21 protein-coding genes and 1 other annotated feature are annotated in these 20368 nt (G+C 37.8%); of the genes, 1 reads left to right on the forward strand and 20 read right to left on the reverse strand.

The window, feature by feature from the left end:
• Positions 1-37: 37 nt before the first annotated feature.
• The 18 genes from dnaG to rpsU form a co-directional block, all read right to left on the reverse strand.
• Complete coding sequence (dnaG, locus tag AB7942_RS07140) at positions 38-1846, reverse strand: DNA primase (protein WP_369446318.1); 1809 nt, start codon at positions 1844-1846, stop codon at positions 38-40.
• Positions 1847-2415: 569 nt separating this feature from the next.
• Positions 2416-3225 (reverse strand): pyruvate, water dikinase regulatory protein, encoded by an 810-nt coding sequence (locus AB7942_RS07145; protein WP_369446319.1) that lies wholly within the window; start codon positions 3223-3225, stop codon positions 2416-2418.
• A gap of 37 nt (positions 3226-3262) precedes the next feature.
• Positions 3263-3925: a transcriptional regulator CcpN gene (ccpN, locus tag AB7942_RS07150; RefSeq protein WP_369446320.1), complete on the reverse strand. Its 663-nt coding sequence runs from the start codon at positions 3923-3925 to the stop codon at positions 3263-3265.
• 83 nt (positions 3926-4008) lie between these two features.
• On the reverse strand, positions 4009-5391 hold the full coding sequence (locus tag AB7942_RS07155) for a glycine--tRNA ligase (RefSeq protein ID WP_369446321.1): 1383 nt from the start codon (positions 5389-5391) through the stop codon (positions 4009-4011).
• A gap of 64 nt (positions 5392-5455) precedes the next feature.
• Positions 5456-5639 (reverse strand) — a binding site (T-box leader).
• A gap of 50 nt (positions 5640-5689) precedes the next feature.
• On the reverse strand, positions 5690-6442 hold the full coding sequence (gene recO / locus AB7942_RS07160) for a DNA repair protein RecO (protein ID WP_369446322.1): 753 nt from the start codon (positions 6440-6442) through the stop codon (positions 5690-5692).
• Between the two features lie 34 nt (positions 6443-6476).
• Positions 6477-6620 (reverse strand): YqzL family protein, encoded by a 144-nt coding sequence (locus AB7942_RS07165; RefSeq protein WP_066257674.1) that lies wholly within the window; start codon positions 6618-6620, stop codon positions 6477-6479.
• A gap of 191 nt (positions 6621-6811) precedes the next feature.
• Positions 6812-7735 (reverse strand): GTPase Era, encoded by a 924-nt coding sequence (gene era / locus AB7942_RS07170; RefSeq protein WP_088089017.1) that lies wholly within the window; start codon positions 7733-7735, stop codon positions 6812-6814.
• A gap of 272 nt (positions 7736-8007) precedes the next feature.
• Entirely contained in the window at positions 8008-8385 is a 378-nt protein-coding gene (locus AB7942_RS07175; protein ID WP_335712109.1) for a diacylglycerol kinase family protein, read from the reverse strand.
• Entirely contained in the window at positions 8369-8839 is a 471-nt protein-coding gene (ybeY, locus tag AB7942_RS07180; protein WP_088089019.1) for an rRNA maturation RNase YbeY, read from the reverse strand. Before ybeY ends, AB7942_RS07175 begins: the two co-directional genes overlap by 17 nt.
• Entirely contained in the window at positions 8836-11007 is a 2172-nt protein-coding gene (locus AB7942_RS07185) for an HD family phosphohydrolase (RefSeq protein WP_369446323.1), read from the reverse strand. Before AB7942_RS07185 ends, ybeY begins: the two co-directional genes overlap by 4 nt.
• A 193-nt stretch (positions 11008-11200) precedes the next feature.
• On the reverse strand, positions 11201-12172 hold the full coding sequence (locus tag AB7942_RS07190) for a PhoH family protein (RefSeq protein WP_335712107.1): 972 nt from the start codon (positions 12170-12172) through the stop codon (positions 11201-11203).
• Positions 12169-13362: a sporulation protein YqfD gene (gene yqfD / locus AB7942_RS07195; RefSeq protein WP_369446324.1), complete on the reverse strand. Its 1194-nt coding sequence runs from the start codon at positions 13360-13362 to the stop codon at positions 12169-12171. The genes AB7942_RS07190 and yqfD overlap by 4 nt, the downstream gene beginning before the upstream one ends.
• Positions 13359-13661 carry a sporulation protein YqfC gene (gene yqfC, locus AB7942_RS07200; RefSeq protein ID WP_088089023.1) on the reverse strand — a complete coding sequence of 101 codons (303 nt, stop codon included), beginning with the start codon at positions 13659-13661 and terminating at the stop codon, positions 13359-13361. The genes yqfD and yqfC overlap by 4 nt, the downstream gene beginning before the upstream one ends.
• Before the next feature lie 87 nt (positions 13662-13748).
• Positions 13749-14198 (reverse strand): hypothetical protein, encoded by a 450-nt coding sequence (locus AB7942_RS07205; protein WP_369446325.1) that lies wholly within the window; start codon positions 14196-14198, stop codon positions 13749-13751.
• A 34-nt stretch (positions 14199-14232) separates the two neighbouring features.
• Positions 14233-15225 (reverse strand): flotillin-like protein FloA, encoded by a 993-nt coding sequence (gene floA, locus AB7942_RS07210; protein WP_168245118.1) that lies wholly within the window; start codon positions 15223-15225, stop codon positions 14233-14235.
• A gap of 17 nt (positions 15226-15242) precedes the next feature.
• Positions 15243-15878, reverse strand: a complete 636-nt coding sequence (locus tag AB7942_RS07215) for an NfeD family protein (protein WP_369446326.1) — start codon at positions 15876-15878, stop codon at positions 15243-15245.
• Positions 15879-16189: 311 nt separating this feature from the next.
• Complete coding sequence (locus tag AB7942_RS07220) at positions 16190-16636, reverse strand: GatB/YqeY domain-containing protein (protein ID WP_088089026.1); 447 nt, start codon at positions 16634-16636, stop codon at positions 16190-16192.
• 15 nt (positions 16637-16651) lie between these two features.
• Positions 16652-16825 (reverse strand): 30S ribosomal protein S21, encoded by a 174-nt coding sequence (gene rpsU, locus AB7942_RS07225; RefSeq protein WP_007087607.1) that lies wholly within the window; start codon positions 16823-16825, stop codon positions 16652-16654.
• A 215-nt stretch (positions 16826-17040) separates the two neighbouring features.
• Between rpsU and AB7942_RS07230 the strand changes: the two genes are divergently transcribed.
• Complete coding sequence (locus tag AB7942_RS07230) at positions 17041-17982, forward strand: Na/Pi symporter (protein WP_369446327.1); 942 nt, start codon at positions 17041-17043, stop codon at positions 17980-17982.
• A 219-nt stretch (positions 17983-18201) separates the two neighbouring features.
• Here the strand turns inward: AB7942_RS07230 and deoC are convergent, their stop codons facing one another.
• Both deoC and mtaB read right to left on the reverse strand, forming a co-directional pair.
• Positions 18202-18876: a deoxyribose-phosphate aldolase gene (gene deoC / locus AB7942_RS07235; RefSeq protein WP_369446328.1), complete on the reverse strand. Its 675-nt coding sequence runs from the start codon at positions 18874-18876 to the stop codon at positions 18202-18204.
• Positions 18877-18997: 121 nt separating this feature from the next.
• Positions 18998-20365, reverse strand: a complete 1368-nt coding sequence (mtaB, locus tag AB7942_RS07240; RefSeq protein WP_369446329.1) for a tRNA (N(6)-L-threonylcarbamoyladenosine(37)-C(2))-methylthiotransferase MtaB — start codon at positions 20363-20365, stop codon at positions 18998-19000.
• Positions 20366-20368 lie beyond the last annotated feature (3 nt).

Consider the following 20368-nt stretch of genomic DNA (forward strand, 5'->3'; position numbering starts at 1 on the left):
CCCCCTCCTTCCAGAATCAAAGACAGTAAAATGGAATCTATAGAGATTTACGCAATTGAATAATTTCCATTGCAATTGCAGCAGCTTTACCAAGATCACTTTGTCGCTCTGCTTCTTTTTGTTCCACTTCTTTTTCTTTTATCTTTAACAATTTTTGATAATTCAACACCTGTTTGATATAATCAGTTAATTCTTGATTGCTTAATTCGTCATTTATGGACATCATTTCAATATTAGCAACCATTCTTCTTAGATTATCATCTTGAATATAGGATAAAAATGCACTTGAATCAGGTTGGAAATGATCCTCATAAAATCCTAGCAGATAGGTTATTATTGCCTGATGTTCATCAATATTAAACGTATTTCCTTGTAATAAATCCTGAACTTTATAGGCAACATCTCGATCTTTTAGCATGTGTGCGATTAATCGCCTTTCTGCTGTGTAATGCGCTGGCTTGAGTTCACTTACTTTCTTAGGAATTAAAATAGGTTTATCAACAGGTTGGTTTTTTCCGGTAGTTTTTCTTTTATCAGCGAAGAAAATTTGCTTTTGCTGCTGTTTCAATGCATCTAATGAGAGTGAAAATTCTGCTGCAAGTTGCCGCAAATAATGATCTCTTTCAACTGCTTTATTCAAATTGCTGATTTCTTTAATTATCACTTCGATATATGCAAGCCTATCTCCTTCTAGCTGAAGATTTTTACCTCTGCGAAAGTAAAGAAATTTAAACGCCATCCATGTTAAGCCGGCCGCGATAACCTCATTTCGGAATTTCTCAGGACCGTTCTTTTTAATGTATTCATCGGGGTCCATGCCGTCTGGCATCATCGCTACCTTTATTTGAAAGCCAGCATTGTTAAGATGGTTCCCCGCTCGAAAAGCAGCTTCAATTCCTGCCTTATCTGAATCGTAACAGATGGTTACGGATTGGACACTTTGCCTTAAAAGGGCTATATGTTCATCTGTCAAGGATGTCCCCATTGTGGCAATGCCATTTTCCACACCCGAGCGATCTGCGGAAATTACATCGGCAAATCCCTCAAATAAAACAGCATATTGCAATTTTTTTAAACTTGGCTTCGCATTATGATAATTATATAAAATTTTACTTTTATTAAAGATTGGCGTTTCAGGACTATTTAGATATTTGGGCTCTTCGGCCCCGAGTGATCTGCCTGAAAAAGCAATCGTATTACCATTTCGGTCAAAAATCGGAAACATTATTCGATCCCTAAATCGATCGAAATAAGTCCCATCCCTTTCACGTTTGATAATTAATCCGGCTTTCTCCATCCATTCAGGTGGGAAATCTCTTTTAGATAGAAATTTATAAACAAAATCCCATGAATTTAGGGAATACCCAATTTGAAACTTATCAATCGATTCGCGAGTAAATCCCCTGCTCAGCAGATACTCTAAAGCCTGCCCGCCTTCTTTTGTATTTACAAGCAAGTGATGGTAAAATTTCTGTAACAGCTCATGAGCCCCTAAAAAAGCTTGGTGCTCTTGAGAAACCTTTTTCTCGCCTTGTCCCCCAGATAAATTAATTTCAAGGTCGATATTTACCTTCGAAGCTAGTTTAATGGCAGCTTCCTGAAATGAAATCCCTTCAAGTTCCATTAAAAAAGAAAAAACATTACCGCCAGCGCCACAGCCAAAACAATGGAAAATTTGTTTATCAATTGATACTGAAAATGATGGGGTACTTTCTCCATGGAATGGACATAATCCGAAGTAATTTCGCCCCTGTTTTTTCAGTTGAACATAATCGCTGATTACTTCGACAATATCAACAGCCTGACGAATTTGATTAATCTTTTCTTCGGCAATACGCTCTGCCATGAAAACAACTCCATTTGTACTATCAGGTATTCGGCAGGCAATCTTTAAATTCCTGCAAATTTCGACAAAATTTTTATTAATTTTGTCATAAATTTTGAACGATCTTCAGTTTGGAAGGTTTTAGGGCCTCTCCCTTCCCAGCGTCAACATATTTCCAGTCTTCCTATGTAGATTTTTCTTCATTCATATGGAGACGGAAGAAGCAACAAAAAGAACACGGACGCTAAACTCGGTTCCAATTTCGACAATCTCTGCCCAGAGGGCATGAATCTGCATCGACATAAATAGTCGGATTGCCTTCTACATTAGTATTAATTCTACATCTCTCCGCATATTCCTTCTTTAACAAATAACTTTTGTAAAAGGATTTATGTCGAATTCTTTTTAGGGGGTCCCCTTGACATCTAACAATAAATAGTTTATTCGTTCACAAGCAAGTCTAAACCTAAAAAGATATATTTTTATCACAATTTTTTATTATAGTACATTTATTATCATTTTACCATAACTTTTTATCATTATTATTCCACTTTCTATCAGAAGAAAACACATAATCAGATGATTATGTGTTAAGGTCTCCCTTTATGAATATAATTTAGGATAACATTTGCTGTTTCTTCAACCGCTTTATTGGTTACATCAATAACGGGACAATTTATTTTCTCCACTACTTTTTCAAAAAAGATTAACTCCGCTTTAATCCGTTCAATATTGGCATAACTTGCCTTATCATTTAATCCTAAGGAAATTAATCGTTCTCGTCTGATATTGTTTAACTTTTCAGGACTTATTTTTAAACCGAAGCATTTTTCGATCGGAACCCTATATAGTTCTTCTGGCGGATCCACTTCAGGTACCAGCGGGACATTAGCAACCTTTAAACGTTTATGGGCTAAGTACTGGGAAAGTGGTGTCTTTGAAGTTCTTGATACGCCAATTAGGACAATATCTGCTTTTAGGATTCCTCTTGGGTCACGGCCATCATCATATTTTACGGCAAATTCAATCGCTTCTACTTTTTTAAAATAATCCTCATCAAGTTTTCGAACAAGTCCTGGTTCACATAAAGGTGTCTTCCCACTAAAAGCTTGAATCTTGTCCATTATTGGACCAATTAAATCGACTGCCAGAATCCCTTCCTGTTCCGCTCTTTCCTTGATATATGTACGCATTTCAGGTTTGACAAGCGTAAATGCAATCATGGCTTTATCCAGTTTAACAAGTGAAAGAACTTCATCAATATGTTCCTGGTCCTCTACATAGGGAAACCTTTTTAAATTCATTCCTGAGCCATTAAACTGGCTTATTGCTGCTTTGGTAACTAATTCAGCCGTTTCCCCTACTGAATCAGATACAACATAAATAATTGGTACACCCATTCTCCCTACACAACCCCTCTACAAGTTAACTTGTGACTTACTCATCACCCAGTCCAACAAACGCTTTTGTAATGTTTGTTTTCGTTAATCTGCCGATAACCTCATATCCATTTTCTGATTTTCGAACCACTGGCAGGGCATCAATTTGTTTTTCAATTAATTTTTTGGCGATATCGATTAATAAATCGTCCCGTTCACACATAGTTATATTCGGCATTCTAGTCATAATAATGTTGACAGGAATGGTGGAAAGCTCTTGTTTACCTATACTTGCTCTAAGCAAATCTTTTCTGGACAATACCCCGACAAGGATGGTATTTTGATCCACTACAAATAATGTTCCCACATCTTCAAGGAACATGGTACAGATCGCATCATATACAGAAATATTTTCATTCACCACAATAGGGATGGATTGATAATCTTTCACATATATTTTTTGTAAATTTTCAGTTAACAGCTGTGTCCCAGATTTACCCGTATAAAAATAACCCACACGCGGTCTTGCATCTAAAAAGCCAGCCATTGTCAAAATTGCCAGATCCGGCCTCAATGTTGCTCTTGTCAAACTTAATTGATCGGCAATATGCTCTCCGGTAATCGGCCCATTTTCTTTTACAATTTGTAAAATATGTTCTTGCCGTTTGGTCAGTTCGATTGTACACACCACCTTTGTATTACAATATGAAGGGTTACCCATAACCTTCAAATAGTCATACTTTATTAGGAATATTATATACTAAGGAATGTATTAAGAAAACTCGCCAATTGGCGAGTTTTCCATTAAAACGTCATCTTTTCTTGCAAAAAGCTAACAAGATCACTTACTGGAATCCGTTTTTGTTCCATTGTATCACGGTCTCGAACAGTAACCATATTGTCTTCTTTAGAGTCAAAATCATAAGTGATACAAAAAGGTGTACCAATTTCATCATGACGACGATAGCGTTTCCCAATGGAACCTGATTCGTCATAATCCACTGAAAAGTGCTTAGCTAAAGTAGCAAATACTTCTCGTGCTTCTTCAGACAGTTTCTTCGATAATGGAAGGACTGCCGCCTTAAATGGGGCTAGGGCAGGGTGGAAATGCATGACCGTTCTTGATGTACCATCTTCAAGCTGTTCTTCATCATAGGCATCAATTAAGAAGGCTAACGTAACCCGATCCGCTCCTAAGGAAGGTTCAATACAGAATGGGACATACTTTTCATTTGTTTCAGGATCAAGATAATGGAAATCTTCACCGGAATACTCCATATGCTGCTTCAAGTCATAATCTGTTCTTGAAGCGACACCCCAAAGTTCACCCCAGCCAAACGGGAACTTAAATTCAAAATCAGTAGTCGCATTACTATAATGGGATAATTCATCTTCAGAGTGGTCGCGAAGCCTTAAATTTTCTTTGGTAAGACCTAAAGACATTAACCAGTTTTCAGCAAATTGTTTCCAATAATCAAACCATTTTAGTTCTTCACCAGGCTTACAGAAAAATTCAAGTTCCATTTGTTCAAACTCTCTTGTCCTGAATGTAAAATTCCCCGGAGTAATTTCATTTCGGAAACTTTTTCCTATTTGAGCAATTCCAAACGGCATTTTCTTTCTCATCGTACGCTGAACATTTTTAAAGTTAACAAAAATACCTTGGGCCGTTTCAGGGCGAAGGAAAATTTCATTCGTACTTGATTCTGTTACCCCTTGGAAGGTTTTAAACATTAAGTTGAACTGACGGATACCAGTAAAATCATGACTGCCACAATCCGGGCATGCGATATTGTGTTCTTTAACCAGTTCTTCCATTTTTTCAAATGGTAAGCCGTCGACAATCATTTCAATGCCTTTTTCATCTAGTGCATTTTCAATTAATTTATCCGCGCGATGGCGTGCTTTACAATTTTTACAATCAATCATTGGGTCATTAAAGTTCCCAATATGCCCTGATGCTTCCCAAGTACGAGGATTCATCAGAATACTTGCATCTAAGCCTACATTATAAGGCGACTCTTGGACAAACTTTTTCCACCATGCCTGTTTAATATTGTTTTTAAATTCAACGCCTAGCGGGCCGTAATCCCACGTATTTGCAAGTCCTCCGTAAATCTCTGAACCTGGAAAAATAAATCCTCTGTGCTTTGCATGTGAGACGATTTGTTCCATTGTTACATTCATTGAAATTGCTCCTTTTAATAAATTTGATTCAAACAAAAAAACTCTCGTTCCTATGCTTGTTAAGCATAGGGACGAGAGTTACCCGCGGTTCCACCCTATTTGCTGCAAAAAACAGCCTCTTTAATCGTGTTAATAAACACAAAGATTGCTCAGGAACGCCTTCCTTAGTGCCCTATACCCTAGCTTCCACCACCCTAGGTTCGCTTTTATAGAGATGACTAAGTACTTTTTTCCGTCAATGCAAATATTTTATTAATGAAAATAATAACGAAAACTCCAAAGATTGTCAACAGGGTGTTTATAAGAGATTTCTGAATTTATCCATGGAATTAAGAAACTTCTTTGTTTTGAGATGAAGTCCGGAATACTCTTCATAGTAAGAAGTAATAACATTCTTAAGTTCAGCCTTTGTATCTTCTTTAACAGAAATATTTCCTAACCTAGAAAGATCAAAATAATAAAATAGCCTTAATAATTTAATCGTACTCGGTGTTAATTTGAAATGGTAAGGATCTTTATCCAGACAACGATGACAGATAAGCCCACCTTCACGAATGGAAAAAGAAAAATGTCCGTCTGTACTGCCGCAAACGGAACATTGATTTAAGATTGGGTTTAATCCCAACACATTTAACATTTTCATCTCATAGATATTCATGAGAATATCTGGGTCATAGCCCTCATTCAAATAATTTAATGTTTGATAGAGCAATTCAAAATGAAAAGGGTTTGGTTTTTTTTCTTCCGTGCATTTATCGGTTAACTCGACAATATAACTAGCATAGGCAGTTAAAAAAATGTCTTCACCAATCGATCTTAATGATGTAGCAGTTTCACCCTGCTGCATGCTTCCTAAACCAGATCCTCTAGTAATTAGAAAATAACCATGTGTAAAAAGTTGTGTAATAGAGGAAAGGCGGCTGTTTGGCTTTTTCGCACCACGCGCCATCACTCCAATCTTTCCCCATTCCCTTGTATATATTGTCACTATTTTATTTGTTTCACCATAATCTGTTGTTCTAATAACGATGCCTTCACACTTCTGAAGCATTATTGTCACCTTCTAAAGTAGCACGAAGACAAACTTATGAAACGGGAAAATCGATTTGTGCTAGCTCATCATTCAGATTTCCGGGTATTTCTTGGTTTTCCTTCTCAAGTTCTTTAATGAGAAGATATGTGTCAATATTACCTGTTTGGAGGAATACTTTCCACGTAAAATCCATCATCGAAAACCCCACCTTTCATATTTAGACTAGCTTTCATTCGGTCCCAAACCTTACAATTATCATAGCCTGCCAGCGCAAAAATCATAAGACGAAATATTTGTTAATGTTGTCCATGCATAATTTGAAATAATCGGTAATATTTTAGTTAGGGTTATTAGAAAAGCGGAACCGCCTTGGTCGGCCATTATTAATCAATATTCATCCTCATTGAAGCCATAATCTCGAAGCTGGGACATCTTATTGCGCCAATCTTTTTGAACTTTTACCCATAGCTCTAAATATACTTTTGACCCTAAAAGATTTTCAATATCTACTCGTGCACGCTTGCCTATTTCTTTTAACATGCTGCCTTGCTTACCTATAATAATTCCTTTTTGTGAATCACGTTCGACAATTACGGTTGCCATGACATCAATAATTTCTTTACCCTCTCTCCGCTCCATTTTGTCAAGAACCACAGCTAAAGAGTGGGGAATTTCCTCTCGTGTTAAGTGGAGGGCTTTTTCCCTTATTAACTCGGTAATAATAAACCGTTCTGGGTGATCTGTGACCTGGTCTGCTGGATAGTATTGTGGTCCCTCCGGCAAGAAGGACTTAATCTGTCCTAACAATTGCTCCACATTGTTTCCTTCAAGCGCTGATATTGGGACAATTTCTTTAAATGGGTATTTTTCTTTATATGATTCAATAATCGGCAATAATTTATCAGGATGGACTTGATCAATTTTATTAATTACAAGAAAGATTGGCGTATTTACTGTTTGAAATTTTTCAAGAATAAATTCTTCACCACGTCCAAATCCTTCTTCAGCATTTACCATAAATAAAATCAAATCAACTTCTTTTAGCGTATTTACAGCAACCTTCATCATAAAATCGCCTAATTTGTGCTTGGGTTTATGGATACCTGGTGTATCTATAAAAATCATCTGGGCATCATTTACTGTTAACACACCTTGGATTTTGTTACGAGTTGTTTGTGCTTTATCACTCATTATGGCAATTTTTTGGCCAATCACGCGATTAAGAAACGTGGATTTACCTACATTCGGCCGGCCAATAATCGAAATAAAACCTGACTTGTATCCTTTTCTTCCGTTGTCATTATTCAGCATATAGATCCTCCTGTATGAAGGAACTTGCCTTTTTTGTTTCTTTAATTAGTTGATCGATGTTCACTAGTGTTCTTCCCTTCCAGCAGGAATCTGCTGTTTCTTTATTTTACCCCAAAATTGATTGAAAATCATTAGGTTGAAGTAAAAAATTTATAAAAATTAGAATTTTCTCATAAATCAGCAAGTCTTAATAATTTTGCTGATAAGTTATTTTACCTAATCCAGTATCTCATTTCAAATGATGGTAAATAAACTCTATTTAGCTTAATTTTTTAAAGCCTTTGTATGTAGGGTAAAAATATTAATAGGCCAATTACAACCGATAGGACGGCATAAACTAACACCGCCCCTGCTGCCAAATCCTTCGCTTGTTTTGCTAATGGATGATACTCTTGTGTAACTAGATCGACAACTCGTTCGATTGCGGTATTGGCTAATTCCAATGCAAACATTCCCGCAATAGCAAAAAGGATGATTATCCATTCAGTCTTTGTAATGGAAAAATAATAAGAGACGAGTAAAACAAGAATGGAGCAAAAGAAATGGAACCGCATATTTTTCTCAGACTTCAGGGCCACTAAAATCCCGGCGATTGCATTTGAAAATGTACCCAACCATGACTGCTGTGGTCGTTTATCGTTTGAGTCCATACTCGTCTAATATTTCCTTTTGCAATGTGAACATTTCTTTTTCCTCTTCATCGGTCATATGATCATATCCAAGAAGATGAAGGAAACCATGTACAGCTAGAAAACCAAGCTCACGTATAAAAGAATGTCCATATTCTTCTGCTTGCTCGATTGCTTTTGGTATAGAGATAATAATATCCCCCAAGACACGAGGCATATCAACTCCTACCAGTTCCACCTCACCTTCTCCAAGCTCTTCCATTGCAAACGAAATAACATCCGTAGGCTTGTCTTTATCGCGGTATTCCCTGTTGATCTCCTGTATTCTATCATTTGAAACAAATGTTACTGAAACTTCGCTATGCTCTTCAACATCCTGTTTTCTAGCCGCAAAGGTAAGGATCCTTTCGATTTCAAGCATTTGTTCTTCTGTCAGTTTTTCCGTTTCGTCGATACAATCAATTAGTAATGTCATGCTTGCTTCACCTTCTTTATCATTTCTGGATATTCAATTCTGGAGTGAAAAATCCCCTTTAAGGTCTCACATAAAGCCTCTGATACGATTTCAATTTCTCTTATTGTGATATCACATTCATTTAATTGTCCATCTTGGAGACGATCAGCAACAATTTTTTTAACCAGTGATTCTATTAATTCAGGCGTAGGCTGGGATAATGAGCGAACTGCCGCCTCGACACTATCTGCAATACCAACCACCGCAGACTCTTTTGTTTTTGCCTTTGGACCAGGATAGCGATAATCCTCTTCCTTTACTTCAGTTTCACCTTGGATAGCCTTATGATAAAAGAATTTTAGCAAGGTTGTCCCGTGATGCTGTTCAGCGATATCGATAATTTCTTTTGGCATATGGTACTTCTTTAATATATTAGAGCCATCTGTTACATGGGCAATAATAATGTTTGCACTTTTATCTGGCGGCAGCCGATCATGAGGATTTTCTAGATGCATCTGATTCTCGATATAAAAATTCGGACGTCGTGTTTTTCCAATATCATGGTAATAGCTGCCCACTCTTGCTAAAAGTCCATTTGCACCGATTGCTTCACATGCAGATTCCGCTAGATTAGCAACCATCACACTATGATGATATGTACCTGGTGCTTCCATTAATATTTTTCTTAATAGTGGATGGTTTGGATTGGATAGTTCAATCAGCCTCATCGTCGACAGAATTCCAAAACTCGCCTCAAAAAAAGGCAGTAATCCAATCGTTAACACAGCAGAACCTATACCTGAAACAAGAGCAGTGGTTAAATAATATCCATACTCCATACCAGAAAATTGTCCATTTGGAAGAAACATTAACGCTAAAATAGACAAAATATTTACGATTGCCGCAAACGAACCAGCCTGCAAGATTTTTGAACGCTGGTTTTGGTTACTAAGAAACAAAATTCCTGCTAAGGCACTGAATAGGATGTAAATCCCCTCTGAAAAATTTAGTGTCCCTGTAATTCCCTCGTTAAATAAAATACTTCCGCATACCGCCATAATAATCGACATAAGAATGGCAAGCTTTTCATCAATCAAGATCTTAATTAACATTCCCCCTAAAGCCGCAGGGAAAAGATAGCCAATTCCGGCAAAATTAAAAATTTGCAGCATGCTGATTATTTTCATAATAAAGATTGAAAGCATGAAAACAATCCCATACAACAACAAGTCTGTCTGTCTCTTTTCTGGAATTGATTTTATTTGGTAAAAATAAAAATAGATTGAAGACAGAATAATGGTTATCAATACCATTAATCCAATAAAAGGCTTAAAGGATCTCTCATTATCTAGAAGGCCGACTAATTTTAACTGCCTATAAATATCCTGGTTGATTAATTCTCCTTCTTCAACAATAATTTGCCCCTGAAGAATTTTGGCTGGCTCCACACTTTCTACCGCTTGCTGTCGCAGCTCTTCTGTTGCATTGGGATCATAAAATTCATTTTGAATAACAGCATACCTGCCGAGTTCAATGACACCATTTCTTAAATTATCATTTAAAGTTGTATATTTTAATTCTTCCTCCACTCTTTTTTTGGCATTCTCTACTTCATCAGCAGAAATCCGTTGGGCCATAACATTGTTAATCGCAGTAACAGTTAAATCCTTCGCGATCGATAATTCATCATTACTAGCTTGGACTAAGGCCGTAAAAACCTGGTCAGAAAGTCCCTTTGCTACATTCGATGTTAATTTTGCCTTTAACCTGATCACTTTTTCAGAATCACTAGGTTCCGTTTTTGCTGGTTTTTCTTCTGGGGCCAGTTCTTCAAACTTCTTGATTTCTGCATTTATTTCATCATTCACTTCTGTAACCGCTTGAAAAATGGAGCTAATTAAATCGACCCGATTTTGCGTATACTCTTTTTTTAATGCATACACATCCTGTACTTGGTCAAGAGCATCCCTACGCTTATTTTCAGTACTTTTCTTATCCTCCACTGTTCCAGGGGAACGGATGGTTTTTTCTGCTACTGAAAACAAGCTTAAATCCAACTTTTCAGGTTTTACATTACTATACATTGCTGCAAATAATACGGTACCTAACATGATAAAAAAGAGAACTAGAAAAAAAGTGATATCTAGCAGTTTGCGTATCCGTATGAAGTATTGCTGTAGTTTACCCAACTAAATCCCTCCAACCACGGCCCATGAAAATGATTTTATATTAAAAAAATCATTTCTCAAAAATTGTCATATTTTCACTGTTCCTGCTTTATGTAAAATGATAACAGTTTTTCGAAGAAGTTTCATCTTCTTTAGAAGAAGATTAGTTTGAAGTTCACTTTTCCATACAAAAAAGAGGTAAACCACAAATAGTTTACCCCTCTTGATTTGCTTTGTTCTCGTATGCCTCAATAATTCTGCCAACAAGCGGATGACGAACCACGTCAGTTGTTTCTAAAAAGACAAAGGAAATGCCCTTTACATTTTTTAAAATTCCTTCGGCTGCAATTAATCCTGATTTTGCACCTTTTGGCAAATCGATCTGTGTTTGATCACCCGTAATGACCATTTTTGACCCAAAGCCAAGTCTTGTCAAAAACATTTTCATTTGTGCATGGGTTGTGTTTTGGGCCTCATCAAGTATAACAAAAGCATCATCTAATGTTCGACCTCTCATATAGGCGAGCGGAGCAATTTCAATGGTTCCTCGTTCAATTAACCTTTGCGTATGTTCAGCCCCAAGCACATCATGGAGAGCATCATATAGTGGTCGCAGATATGGGTCTACCTTTTCTTTTAAATCACCTGGAAGAAACCCAAGACTCTCGCCTGCCTCAACAGCAGGCCTTGTTAAAAGTATTTTATTCACTTGCCCATTTTTGAGAGCACCCACGGCCATGACAACAGCAAGATATGTTTTTCCTGTTCCGGCAGGGCCAATCCCAAATACAAGATCTGTTTTTTTAATTGCTGTTACATATTCTCTTTGCCCAAGCGTCTTGATCCGAATCGTTTTACCTTTTACATTTTTGCCAATTTCTTCTTCATATAAATTCACAAAATATTCAAGTGTCCCAGCGTTCGCCATTTGAACCGCGTATAGGACGTCTCTTTGACTAATATTAATTCCCTTTCGAATCACAATCATTAATTTATTTAGTATTTGTCCGGCCAGATTTACCTTTTCCTCATCACCGGATAAACTGACAGCTTCACCCCGAGTAATGATGGTAACATCAAGCTCTTGTTCAATAATTTTTAAATTGGTATCAGAATTCCCTAGCAAACTAATTGCTTCTGCAGGATTTTCAAGTTGTACATTTATGGTAGTTAACTTTTCTGTCATTCACTAGTCTCCTTGGAAATCGGTTGTCCGACTGCAATATTTTCTATTACCTTAAAATGAATATCCAGTATAACTTTACCATTTTTAATTGCTTTGTGTAAAATTTTTTCATCTTTTATCATAGCATCTTCATCTAACCGACCTTTTATTTGTTTTTTTGCCAGCTCAATTGCAATTTGTTGGGCCTCTGTATTTGAATAGGTACGCTGAATTTCTTCCCGCTCGCGAAGGGTTTTGTTGAGATAAGAAATTGGCAATTCCCACTTTAAGAAATGAATTTTATGAACATTCATTTCAGTTTCATATTTCAAGAATTCAGGCTTACCAAAGCCCCAAACAGGGAGTTCGAAATCCCCCAGTAAAATAAAATGTTTTTCCTTTTCCTTTCCATTATATACTTTAAAGTTGGTTACTAACGGGAGCTCCACATGACTTTTATACCACGTTTCACCCCAAACCTCACCTTTGGCCGCAACCAATTCCGGAGTACCTTCTTGTCCAAATTCACCTGAAACGAGTAATTGCCCCGGTTCCACATGATCATTAATTTCCACCATTTTTTGGCCATTTTCAATATACATATTTACGATTATCGCTTTCTTTTTTGCGATAAGGTTCCTCGGTGATAAATGCTCTGGCTTTTTTGGCTCATTTTTCTCGACAACTTGAAGGTGGAAGGTTGTCCCTTCTAATTCCACTCCAACCCATGTTAGATCCCCAACATTATTAGTCAGTTGCCTTTGAATACCTTCCACATTATCTACAAATAATTGCAACTTTCCAATCTTAACACCCATCTTGTCCAATTCTTTACGAATCTGATACTCTGTCGCTGGTTTTGCCCCTTTTATTTCAATCCCCCAAATCACATTGGATAAAACCATTAAGATAAGCAAGAAAATTCCTGCCCCCACTAAAAAGCCACTATTTTTAAGCACTCTCTTAATTAAAAAAGGCACTCCGCTCCTTCGCAGGAAGGAAATGGAGCATTCACTTTTCCTTGCATAATGTCTTATGTTCTTGGCATCTCTAAGTCTCATCTTAAAAGTAATTGTCTCTGTTCCATGACGTTTGACATGCCAAATATGAAGTCCATTCCTGGTAAGAACATTTAAAAAGCGTTCAATACCCTTTCCTGATACTTTAACAGTAACCCTGCCATATAAAAATTCGACCCACTGATTATTCATTTTGTTCCTCCCGGATTATCATTTATATAAATGACCTGTTCAATTTTCCCTTCAAGCAAAATTTCTTCAGGTAAAATCGTTTTAATAACAAAGGATTTACCTTTTATTAATAACTGCCCTTGCTTTAATAGCAAACGGAGTTCTTTATCAGTAAACACAAGCAAGCCACGATGGTTCTCAATATATACATGAATTTGCCCAACCATCGTAATGCGGGGTAAATCCATCATGACATCTTGAGGAAGATCCATTTTTTCAGCCATCCAGTTACGGACCCGTTGGCCCCATTTTTTCGCCATAAAAAAAGAACCCCCTTTCATCTCATATTTATGAAATGAAAGGAGGTTCTAGCACACCTTTTTCTATTTAGCTATGTTGATTTACAACTAACCTTTTCTTGGGAAAAAGGGCTTTTTGGAACGCGGCTCACCAAGAATTTCTGACCAAACCATACCATTAATGAGCGTTTTTCCATCTGGATAAAGAGAAATGACGCTTCCTTCCTCTTGCCCGGATTTAACTTCTACTTTCTCGACCTTTGGCTGGGCTATTGACATTCCAATTCGTTTAACCTCAGACTCTTGTTTCAACTGCTGGTATTTATTTTCGAGCTTTTCGAGATTTTCCAGTGGAATTTCCGATTGTATATTCTTTGATTTTAAAGTGTTGGTTGTTGGAATTTCATCATAATTGAGTTGCTTTTTAACTAGTGTCCGAATTTCTTCAAAAGTATCCCTTGAAAAAGTCCTATTGCGAGATTGACCTGTCTTACCTTTTGCCTTACGGAAAATGACAGAGACAATACCCATGACAATCAAAAATACTAAGGTTTCCAAAAATCACCACCCCTTTATTATCCCAAAGCGGGCCTTATTGTCCGTCTTTTTTGTCTCCCGTTATCTTACCAATTGAACCTCTCATTTCAGTATCTGCTGAAATATTTTTAAAGTTCATATAATCCATAACACCAATATTTCCTGATTTGAGCGCTTGAGCCATTGCAAGAGGAACCTCTGCCTCCGCTTCCACGACCTTTGCCCTCATTTCCTGGACCTTAGCTTTCATTTCTTGTTCTAAGGCCACAGCCATTGCCCTGCGCTCTTCTGCTTTCGCTTGGGCAATTTTCTTATCCGCTTCAGCTTGTTCGGTTTGTAGTTCAGCCCCAATGTTTTTACCGATATCCACATCAGCAATATCAATCGATAGGATTTCAAAAGCTGTTCCGGCATCTAGTCCCTTCGAAAGAACCGTTTGCGAGATTAAATCTGGATTCTCGAGCACCTTGCTATGACTATCCGATGAACCGATGGTGGAGACAACCCCTTCACCGACACGAGCAACCACGGTTTCTTCCCCAGCACCACCGACAAGACGCTCAATGTTAGCCCGAACGGTAATTCTCGCTTTGGCCTTTACTTCGATACCATTCATAGCTACCCCGGCAATAAATGGAGTTTCAATTACTTTCGGATTAACACTCATTTGTACCGCTTCTAAAACATCACGCCCTGCTAGGTCAATGGCAGCGCAGCGTTCAAACGATAATTCAATATTTGCCCGATGTGCAGCAATTAGAGCATTGACTACTCTGTCAACATTCCCGCCGGCAAGATAATGGCTTTCCAGTTGATTGGTGGTAACGTTTAAACCAGCTTTATGGGCTTTTATGAGTGGATTAACCACTCTGCTTGGCGTTACCCTTCTAAGCCTCATCCCAACTAACGTAAAGATACTAATACGGACTCCTGCCGCAAGCGCAGAGATCCAGAGCATGACTGGTACAAAGGATAATAAGATCCCAAATAAGATTAAAGCGACAACGACAACTGCAATGATAAAAATCGTTCCACTACCTACAATCATTTTTTAACCCCCTTCTTTTATTCTAATTCTCTTACAACAATACGTGCTCCTTCAACCTTTATGACTTTAACGATAGCATTCTGCTCGATAAAGCCTCCTTCGGTTACCGCATCAATTCTTTCGTTGTTAATAATAACGGTTCCTGCTGGGCGTAAAATGGTCAAGGCAATCCCTTCCATTCCCAACAGATCGGTACGATTAATATTAGAAACATATCCATCTTCTTTTCTGGCTGAATCAAAAAGAACCATTTTATTAAATAAAACAAGCTTTTTATCAAAAATTTTAATCATCATAAAGAAAACTAGGACAGATAAGAAAATCGCAATTAAGATGGAAACCCCGATTTGGATGCTGTCCGCTCCTGCTAAAAAAAGACTTAAAATTAAAGCGGCAACACCAAGTGTGCCAGAAATAGCTCCAGGTAAAAAGAACTCCAAGAAAATCAGCAGTAATCCTGCCACAAATAATAGTAAAGTACCATAACCTGCAAGTCCTGCTTGAAAATGCCCATAAAAGAATAAAATGAGCGCAAACACACCAATAAATCCTGCCACACCAAACTTTGATGAAAAAAGCTCTAATACTATACCGATTCCCGCAATCGATAATAGAACGGTTACAACAATCGGGTCAGTAAGAAATTCAATCATTCGAAGGCCCCCTTTCTTACTTTAGCTTCGACAATTATTAATACGTATGAAAATCAATTAAGTTTCATTATTAAAAATGATGCTTTGTTAAACTTGGCTGTTAATTTCCGCTCCAGGCGCGTGCGGTTCGCGGGCGGTCCGGGGAGCCTCATCGGCGCTAAGCGCCTGTGGGGTCTCCCCTGCCCCGTCCTCCCGCAGGAGTCTTCGCGCCTTCCGCTCCAATCAACATGTGCCAAAATCAACAATGAACTTTAACATAGACAAAAATAAAAGACCGCAGGCCAATAGCCTACAGTCTTCATGTCAGAATACTATGAAAGGTGTTGTTGTACAAGTTTATTTACAAGTGCCCCATCTGCTTTGCCCTTTACTTTAGGCATAATCGCAGACATCACTTTTCCCATTTCTGCTTTTGATTTTGCGCCGACTTCAGAAATTGTTTCTTTAACAATTTCCACCAGTTCCTCTTCAGAAAGCTGTTTTGGCATATACAATTCTACGATAGCCAACTCTGTACGCAACTTATCAACTAGGTCATCACGACCAGCTTTACCAAATTCATGGAGGGAGTCTTTGCGTTGTTTTACTTCGCGAGAAAGGACTGTTAACTCTACATCTTCTGCAAGCTCTTTTGTGCCGAGCTTGATAGCTTCATTTTGCAATGAAGCTTTCACCATCCGAATTACTGAGAGTTTGTCTTTTTCCTTGTTTCTCATCGCTTGTTTCATATCATTATTCAAACGCTCGAGAAGACTCATGTATTGCACCCTCTCTTAAAACTTACGTTTTCTAGCTGCTTCAGACTTTTTCTTGCGTTTTACACTTGGCTTTTCATAGAATTCGCGCTTTCTTGCCTCTTGCAAAGTACCAGTTTTTGATACTGTACGTTTGAAGCGACGAAGAGCATCTTCAAGCGATTCGTTTTTACGAACGACGGTTTTAGACATTCTCTTTCCCTCCCTCCGAAACACAACACACTAACATTCAATCCATGTACCTTGCAATTATAATATAACCTTGATACAAGGTCAACTGAAATTCACAGTGATAGTACATGCTTTTTATTTTTTATTCAATTAAATAAAGACTTGTCTTAATTTCCCTTAAAAAGTAGCATGTCCCTCCTTCCACCACCATACAATGAAGCGAGGGGGGCCATACAATGTTATACATATTATCATTTGTTCTTTGCATTTTATTATTTGTCTTTGGAATGACTATTATTAGATTTGCGCTGTTTAATTTATCAGCAAATAAATTAAAGGGCTGGCTGATTAAACTGACTAGTACTCCCTTAAAAGGGATGCTAACAGGGACATTTATTACGGCACTATTACAAAGCAGTACTGCCGTAATGGTGATTACGATTGGATTAATTTCAGCAAGGATCATGACGTTCCCACAGTCGATTGGGATTATTCTAGGAACAAATATTGGAACTACCTTTAAAACAGAATTAATTACGTTTAATATTGATAAAGTCCTCGTTCCACTCGCTATTTGTGGAGCTCTTCTTATATTATTTAAAAATAAAAAAGCGAGAAGTATCGGGATGCTACTATTTGGAATATCCTCTGTTTTCGCAGCTATGAAAGGCTTCGAAATGCTTGCTGTCCCGTTAACATCGATGAATATAATCAATAATTTTATCCTTTCCATTAATGATCAGATTCTTTTAAGCCTGTTAACCGGCACCATCATGACAGCTATTATTCAATCGAGTACGGCGATGACTGGAATTGCAATGAGCTTCCTAACAGCTGGGCTCTTGCAGCTTGATGCAGGTATTGCTATTGTCCTCGGGGCGAATATTGGGACATGTATTACCGCCCTTATTGCTTCGATTGGCGGGGGAAAGGAATCGAGATTAGCTGCATTTGCGCACGTTTGGCTCAATGTATTTGGGGTACTTCTTTTTATCCCGCTCATCCCAACACTTACTGACAACGCCCCACTCCTTGCAGATACAAAAAATGTCCAATTAGCCCATATAAGTGTCATCTTTAATGTTGCCACTTCTTTATTGGTCTTACCATTTGCAACGAAGTTTGGGAAAATGATTTTATTTTTACATGATAAAACACCTAAAAATCCAAGTACATGAAAATAAGACGGCTTTTTAGCCGTCTTATACTGAATTCACTGGATATTATCGGTAGTTCTCTTTAAATTTAGATACTTCTTAGATGATTTTCGGAACTTATGACATATTTCCAGATACTTATTACCTATTTTTTGGCACTTATGACATATTTCTGGACACTTACTACTTATTTTGTAAAACTTACGACATTTACTGGATATTATTGGAGTTTATATCATCTTAATAATCTGAAGTAGCAGTTTGTCCCTTGACAATGGCGATACTTGAACTGGCCCCAATCCTTGTCGCTCCAGCCTCAATCATTTTTTGAACATCTTCCGTATTTCTAACTCCACCTGATGCTTTAACACCCAAATCTGGACCGACAGTTTTCCTCATTAAGGCGATATCTTCCGCTGTCGCTCCTCCAGTTGAAAATCCTGTGGATGTTTTCACAAAATCTGCACCTGCTTTAACGGAAAGTTCACAGGCGCGAATCTTTTCTTCTTTTGTTAACAGACTTGTTTCTATAATAACCTTTGTATGTGCTTTGCCCTTTGCAGCCTCAACTACCGCCCGAATATCTTTTTCCACCAACTCATCGTTATGATCCTTTAATGCCCCTATATTTATGACCATATCCACTTCTTCCGCACCATTTTCTATAGCGTTTTTTGTTTCAAACGCTTTAGTTTCAGAAGTAGCCGCTCCTAACGGGAATCCAATTACGGTACAAACCATCACACCACTGCCTTGTAGCAGTTCTTTAGCTGTGACTACCCATGTAGGATTTACACACACTGAAGCAAATTTATATTCCTTCGCCTCTTGGCATAAAGATTCAATTTGCTGTCTCGTTGCTTCCGGCTTCAGTAGGGTGTGGTCAATCATTGCAGCAATATTTGTAGTAGCCATTATCATGCTCCCTTCGATGTCCATTCGAATTAATAAAACGCTCCACAGTAGATTAAAATGAAATTTGCGGTTGAAAATAGTTTAACCAAAATACCACAAAAAAAAAGGACCTAAATGGTCCTTATATGGCAGCTTCTTCTTCTATTAACAATTCTGTTTTTGAGACGGAATCCTCAATAACTTTCACAAATTGTCCCTGGTTGTATGGGTAGCCTGCTTTGGAAATCTTTACTTTAACAATTTTACCAATCAAATCTTCTGTCCCTGAGAAAACAACTTTCATGTAATTATCAGTATATCCGATTAGGAAACCAGAATTAGCTTCGTCCTTAGATACCTCTTCAGGGATCACTTCTACCACTTCATCCTCAAATTTTGAGGCATATTCCTTTGCCAGCTGATCTGAAAGGGAAATTAAGCGGTGAACTCGTTCATTTTTTACTTCTTCATCGACTTGATCTTCCATCCGAGCTGCTGGTGTTCCTGTACGTTTAGAGTACGGGAATACGTGAAGTTCAGAAAATTTATGGTCATTAATAAAATTAAATGTTTCCATAAACTCTTCTTCTGTTTCACCTGGGAAACCTACAATTACATCGGAGGTTACTGCTAATCTCGGAAGAACTTCCTTAAGCCGATCCAATCTTTCTCCAAAGAACTCCATCGTATATTTGCGTCGCATTCTTTTTAGAACTGAATTGGAACCAGATTGCAACGGAATATGCAAATGACTGACAACAATAGTTGAATGTTTAATTACTTCGATCACTTCATCCGTAATCTGACTTGCTTCAATCGATGAAATACGTAATCGTTTTAGCCCAATGACTGTTTCCAAGTCACGAAGTAATTGTGCCAGATTGTAATCCTTTATGTCTTCTCCATAACCGCCAGTGTGAATACCTGTCAGAACAATCTCTTGGTAACCAGCATCAACTAATTGTTGGGCTTGACGGATAACTTCCTTGGGATCACGAGATCTCATTAAGCCGCGTGCCCAGGGAATAATACAGAAGGTACAGAAATTGTTACAACCTTCTTGGATTTTTAAAGAGGCACGTGTTCGGTCGGTAAAGGACGGGACATCAAGTTCTTCATAGATACGACTTTTCATGATATTGCCTACACCATTAATCGGCTGACGCTCAAGCTTATATTGCTCAATATATTCCAACATTTTAATACGGTCCTGTGTTCCGACCACAACATCCACACCAGGAATAGCCATAATTTCTGCAGGAGAGGTTTGCGCATAACAACCTGTTACACAAATTACCGCATCAGGGTTTTTCCTGACTGCGCGACGAATGACCTGTCGGCTTTTTTTGTCGCCGGTATTTGTGACGGTACATGTATTAATAATATAAACGTCCGAAATTGATTCAAAATCAACTCGTTCATAGCCTTCTTGTTTAAATAATTGCCAAATAGCTTCAGTTTCATAGTGATTAACTTTGCAACCTAATGTATGAAACGCAACTGTTGCCATTAT

Source organism: Neobacillus sp. BF23-41 (assembly GCF_041106275.1).